This window comes from Escherichia sp. MOD1-EC5990 (assembly GCF_002965285.1).
In the GTDB taxonomy this organism is placed as follows: domain Bacteria; phylum Pseudomonadota; class Gammaproteobacteria; order Enterobacterales; family Enterobacteriaceae; genus Escherichia; species Escherichia coli_F.
Map to the genome: position 1 here is coordinate 424,688 of NZ_PTRV01000001.1, position 6,000 is coordinate 430,687.

The following is a 6,000-nucleotide window of genomic DNA, read 5'->3' on the forward strand; positions in this document are numbered from 1 at the left end:
ATATTGCTCAAATCACCAGCAAACACCGACATATTTGCAACTCAATATTCACAACAACCTTACACTGCGACACTATTTTCGCTATGGTTATGCGTAAGCATTGCCGTTGCTTCGTCACGGCAATATAATGAGAATTATTATCATTAAAAGATGGTTTGAGGAGTAAGTATATGGCTGTAACTAAGCTGGTTCTGGTTCGTCATGGCGAAAGTCAGTGGAACAAAGAAAACCGTTTTACCGGTTGGTACGACGTGGATCTGTCTGAGAAAGGCGTAAGCGAAGCAAAAGCAGCTGGTAAGCTGCTGAAAGAGGAAGGTTACAGCTTTGATTTTGCTTACACCTCTGTGCTGAAACGCGCTATCCATACCCTGTGGAATGTGCTGGACGAACTGGATCAGGCATGGCTGCCCGTTGAGAAATCCTGGAAGCTGAACGAACGTCACTACGGTGCGTTGCAGGGTCTGAACAAAGCGGAAACTGCTGAAAAGTATGGCGACGAGCAGGTGAAACAGTGGCGTCGTGGTTTTGCGGTAACTCCGCCGGAACTGACTAAAGATGATGAGCGTTATCCGGGTCACGATCCACGTTACGCGAAGCTGAGCGAGAAAGAGCTGCCACTGACGGAAAGCCTGGCGCTGACCATTGACCGCGTGATCCCTTACTGGAATGAAACTATTCTGCCGCGAATGAAGAGCGGTGAGCGCGTGATCATCGCTGCACACGGTAACTCGTTACGTGCGCTGGTGAAATATCTCGATAATATGAGCGAAGAAGAGATTCTTGAGCTGAATATCCCGACCGGCGTGCCACTGGTTTATGAATTCGACGAGAATTTCAAACCGCTGAAACGCTATTATCTGGGTAATGCTGACGAGATCGCGGCGAAAGCAGCGGCCGTTGCTAACCAGGGTAAAGCGAAGTAAACGTCATTCGCTTAAAAATAAGAAAGCCGACTGCAAATGAGTCGGCTTTTTTATCGCTAACAATGGAGCACATTGCCTGATGCGACGCTGCGCGTCTTGTCAGGGCTACGGTGATTCATCAGATACGCCACTCTGACGGCGCATCCGACAATTAAACCTTACCCGCGACGCGCTTTTACTGCATTCGCCAGTTGACGTAACAGAGCATCGGTATCTTCCCAGCCGATGCAGGCATCAGTGATGCTCTTACCGTAGGCCAGCGGCTCCCCGCTCTCGAGGCTCTGATTGCCTTCCACCAGATGGCTTTCCACCATCACGCCAATAATGGCCTTTTCGCCACCGGCAATCTGCTGGCAAACGTCAGCACAAACATCCATCTGCTTTTTGAATTGTTTCGACGAGTTAGCATGGCTGAAATCGATCATCACCTGTGCTGGCAGGCCTGCTTTGTTCAGCCCTTCTTTCACTTCAGCAACGTGCTTCGCGCTGTAGTTAGGCTCTTTACCGCCGCGCAGAATGATATGGCAATCGCCGTTACCGCTGGTATTCACAATCGCCGAATGCCCCCATTTCGTTACGGACAGGAAGCAGTGCGGCGCACCGGCGGCATTAATAGCATCGATAGCCACTTTAATCGTACCGTCGGTGCCATTTTTGAAGCCGACCGGACAAGAAAGCCCTGATGCCAGTTCGCGGTGCACCTGCGATTCCGTGGTACGTGCGCCAATTGCGCCCCAGCTCATCAGGTCAGCGAGATATTGTGGGGTGATCATATCCAGGAATTCACCCGCCGCTGGCAGACCGCTGTCGTTAATATCGAGCAGCAATTTGCGGGCAATACGCAGACCGTCGTTGATCTGGAAGCTGTTATCCATATGCGGATCGTTAATCAGCCCTTTCCAGCCCACCGTGGTACGCGGCTTTTCAAAATAGACGCGCATCACGATCTCCAGCTCATCTTGCAGCTCTTCACGCAGCGCCAGCAAGCGAGTGGCATACTCTTTAGCCGCGACGGGATCATGAATAGAACACGGACCAATCACCACCAACAGGCGATCATCATTACCTTTCAGGATCTTATGGATCGCTTTTCGGGCATGGGCGACCGTATTCGCGGCATTTTCAGTAGCGGGGAATTTTTCCAGCAATGCGACAGGAGGAAGTAACTCTTTGATTTCTTTGATTCGTAAATCGTCGTTCTGATAATTCATGTCTGTTCCAGAGTTGCCATACTTATCTTAGTGAATGCAATACTTCCAATCTATATCTTCCGTCAGAATGTGTAAACGGGGTTTTACACTATGAACGGATTAATCCTGGAATTAGCAAGAAAAACGCCAGATTGTCGCGAAAAACGAGATCTCTCCTACAATTTCTAACTGTAACTCCTTTGTTTGTTAATTATTTCAAGATTCTCTGCTGGGTATCTTTGCCTGGCTGAAATCTTAAACCATTGCCTTATATTCACCTGCAAATGCACTGTTGGAAGAGGTTATCCGACATAACGACCATAACAGGAGCATCCTATGAAAATGACAAAACTGGCCACACTATTTTTGACTGCCACTCTAAGCCTTGCCAGCGGTGCCGCACTGGCTGCCGATAGCGGAGCGCAAAGCAATAACGGCCAGGCAAACGCCGCAGCTGATGCGGGCCAGGTAGCCCCTGATGCCCGTGAAAATGTCGCGCCAAATAACTTCGACAATAACGGGGTAAATACCGGTTCTGGCGGCACAATGCTGCATCCGGATGGTTCTTCAATGAACAATGACGGCATGACCAAAGATGAAGAGCACAAGAACACCATGTGCAAAGATGGTCGCTGCCCGGATATCAATAAAAAAGTCCAAACCGGTGATGGCATCAACAATGATGTCGATACCAAAACCGACGGTACCACGCAGTAAGCCTGCGAAATAGCCAATAATGGGAGAGCGGAGTCTCTCCCTTTTAATTTTTCCCTTCTAAAAGCAGTATGATGTCATAAAGTTAAGTGAGAATAATTAAGGGATGACTCGTCATGGCGCACTCACACTCACACACTTCCTCACACCTGCCAGAAGATAATAATGCTCGTCGCTTGTTGTATGCTTTCGGCGTGACTGCCGGGTTTATGCTCGTAGAAGTCATTGGTGGTTTTCTTTCCGGTTCTCTGGCATTGCTGGCCGATGCGGGTCATATGTTGACCGATACTGCCGCCCTGCTTTTCGCCCTACTCGCAGTGCAATTCTCCCGTCGTCCTCCCACCATTCGCCACACTTTCGGTTGGCTAAGATTGACCACGCTCGCGGCGTTTGTGAATGCCATCGCCCTGGTGGTGATTACTATTTTGATTGTCTGGGAGGCGATAGAACGCTTCCGCACGCCGCGTCCGGTCGAGGGCGTCATGATGATGGCAATTGCCGTGGCTGGGCTACTGGCAAATATACTTTCTTTCTGGTTACTTCATCACGGCAGCGAAGAGAAAAACCTCAACGTGCGCGCAGCGGCACTGCATGTCCTCGGGGACCTTCTGGGTTCGGTTGGAGCTATTATTGCCGCGTTGATTATTATCTGGACCGGCTGGACACCTGCTGACCCCATTCTCTCAATACTGGTGTCGCTTCTGGTTCTGCGTAGCGCGTGGCGCCTGTTGAAAGATAGCGTGAATGAATTACTTGAAGGTGCACCGGTATCGCTGGATATCGCCGAACTGAAGCGTCGTATGTGCCGGGAAATCCCGGAAGTCCGCAATGTGCACCATGTACATGTATGGATGGTAGGCGAGAAGCCGGTGATGACGCTGCATGTGCAGGTGATCCCGCCACACGATCACGATGCCTTGTTAGATCAGATCCAACACTACCTGATGGATCACTATCAGATTGAGCACGCCACTATTCAGATGGAATATCAACCTTGTCATGGGCCAGACTGCCACCTGAATGAAGGGTTGTCTGGCCATTCACATCATCATCATTAATGGGACAGCGCGCGTGAACCTCTTTCGCGTGCGCTGTTGATCCACATCCGGCTGCCGTTGAGGGCAATAAAGGTCAGGATGATGTACTCCAGAGACATGGCGTAAACGCCCTGAAGTGCAAAAATAACGACGCTAATCACGTTAATAATCACCCACAATAGCCAGTTTTCCACATACTTACGCGTCATCAGAATCATTGCCACGATAGATAACACCATCATGCATGAATCCCAGAACGGGAAAGCGTCCGGCTGTAGTTCAGGCATCGCAACCTGTAATCCTAATGCTTGCATGATCATGACTGCCACGCGGGTCAAAAATGCAAACACCGGATTGATAAATACCGTCATCAGACCAATCGAAACAACGCAAACCGCCAACCAGCTGAGCGCCTTCGGCAATGGCAACCAGCGAATTTTCAACTCCGCCTCGTTCTGACTGGTTTGTCGCGACCACGCATACCAACCGTAAATATTCGCGGCAAAGAAAAACACCTGTAATAGCAGGCTGGCATACAGCTGAATCTGAAAGAAAATAATGCCAAACAAGGTGACGTTGATCAGGCCAAAGAAGTAGTTGCTGATCTTCTCCAGACTGGCAAGGCCAATACACAGCAACCCGGCGATCGTGCCTACCGCTTCGATCCATGAGAGATCATAACCGCCTGCTCCTATTGGTATATGTACCAGGATATTCTGCACACTAAAAAAATCCATCTTTCCCCCAAAGCGTAACGTGACGCCTTATTATTAGTTATCCACGTAGTGTAGCCGCAAAATCCAGCATACGATTGAGCGGCACCAGCGCCTTCTCTCGCAGCTTTTCCTCAACATGAACCTCGTGATTGCTTCCTTCCTGTTCTAATGCCTCTGCGATGGCCTGAAGGCCATTCATGGCCATCCACGGACAATGCGCGCAGCTGCGGCAGGTTGCGCCCTCACCCGCGGTTGGTGCTTCCAGTAACTCTTTATCTGGCACCGCCTGCTGCATTTTGTAGAAAATACCCCGATCGGTTGCCACGATAAGTCGCTGATGTGGCAATGTTTTCGCAGCAGCGATCAGTTGACTGGTGGAACCGACCGCATCCGCCATATCTACAATAGCTTGCGGTGATTCTGGATGCACCAGTATGGCAGCATCCGGGTATTCTTCTTGCAAGCGGGTTAACGCCTGAGTCTTAAACTCATCATGCACAATGCAGGCACCCTGCCAGCATAAAATGTCTGCGCCCGTCTGTTTTTGCACGTAACGCCCCAGATGTTTGTCGGGTGCCCAGATGATTTTTTCACCCAAACTATCCAGATGCTCAATAAGTTCGACGGCAATGCTTGAAGTTACCACCCAATCTGCGCGCGCTTTTACCGCAGCAGAAGTGTTGGCGTAGACGACGACAGTACGATCGGGATGGGCATCGCAAAATGCGTTAAATTCTTCAACAGGGCAGCCGAGATCCAGTGAACATTCAGCCTGAAGTGTCGGCATCAGAATTGTTTTTTCCGGACTGAGAATTTTGGCGGTTTCTCCCATAAATCTCACCCCAGCGACTAACAACGTAGAAGCGGGATGCTTTGCACCGAAGCGCGCCATTTCCAGAGAATCAGAAATACAGCCACCGGTTTCTTCTGCCAGTTGTTGAATTTCGGGATCGGTATAGTAGTGGGCAACCATCACCGCATTACATTCTTTTAGCAGACGTTTTATCTTCTCGCGGTAATACGCTTTTTCATCAATGCTTAACAGCGTCGGCTTCGGGGGGAAAGGATAAATCGCCGTGTCTGGATCAAACATCACGCTCATCTTACCATCTCGTTTTACAGGCTTAACGTTAAAACCGACTTAAGCGTGACATTCGCTATTATCGGAGTAATTTGTTTTATATGCTAAACAAGATAGTCGAATGGTGAGGAAAAGTCACTCGAATTACGTATGAGATGCCGAATGCCACACTTTGCGTCTTATTCCTCCGAAGTAGAGTTGTTTATGCAGCAAGCGCGGAGTATGTCATCTGGGTTAAGAATTGAAAATGAGAGATGCCTGAATAGCAAAAAAGCGCCTTTAGGGCGCTTTTTTACATTGGTGGGTCGTGCAGGATGACTCACTTCGCTCGCCCTTCGG

The 6,000-nt window shown here is 49.6% G+C and carries 6 protein-coding genes; 3 read left to right on the plus strand and 3 right to left on the minus strand.

Translation table 11 applies throughout. From position 1 onward, the window contains the following. The first annotated feature begins 170 nt into the window (after positions 1-170). Positions 171-923, plus strand: a complete 753-nt coding sequence (gene gpmA, locus BEB42_RS02100; RefSeq protein WP_001295305.1) for a 2,3-diphosphoglycerate-dependent phosphoglycerate mutase — start codon at positions 171-173, stop codon at positions 921-923. Positions 924-1,081: 158 nt separating this feature from the next. Here gpmA and aroG read toward each other — a convergent pair whose 3' ends face one another. Beyond that, positions 1,082-2,134: a 3-deoxy-7-phosphoheptulonate synthase AroG gene (gene aroG, locus BEB42_RS02105; RefSeq protein ID WP_089575663.1), complete on the minus strand. Its 1,053-nt coding sequence runs from the start codon at positions 2,132-2,134 to the stop codon at positions 1,082-1,084. A gap of 315 nt (positions 2,135-2,449) precedes the next feature. Between aroG and BEB42_RS02115 the strand changes: the two genes are divergently transcribed. Together BEB42_RS02115 and zitB are read left to right on the plus strand one after the other, a co-directional pair. Then, complete coding sequence (locus BEB42_RS02115) at positions 2,450-2,830, plus strand: YbgS-like family protein (protein ID WP_000784340.1); 381 nt, start codon at positions 2,450-2,452, stop codon at positions 2,828-2,830. 113 nt (positions 2,831-2,943) lie between these two features. Further along, on the plus strand, positions 2,944-3,885 hold the full coding sequence (gene zitB / locus BEB42_RS02120) for a CDF family zinc transporter ZitB (protein WP_000951282.1): 942 nt from the start codon (positions 2,944-2,946) through the stop codon (positions 3,883-3,885). Here the strand turns inward: zitB and pnuC are convergent. Next, positions 3,882-4,601, minus strand: coding sequence for a nicotinamide riboside transporter PnuC (pnuC, locus tag BEB42_RS02125; RefSeq protein WP_000345406.1), 720 nt, complete (start codon positions 4,599-4,601; stop codon positions 3,882-3,884). The genes zitB and pnuC overlap by 4 nt on opposite strands. Before the next feature lie 37 nt (positions 4,602-4,638). Further along, the gene (gene nadA, locus BEB42_RS02130; RefSeq protein ID WP_105267136.1) at positions 4,639-5,682 is read right to left on the minus strand and encodes a quinolinate synthase NadA; all 1,044 of its coding nucleotides are present in this window, start codon (positions 5,680-5,682) and stop codon (positions 4,639-4,641) included. Positions 5,683-6,000: the final 318 nt, after the last annotated feature.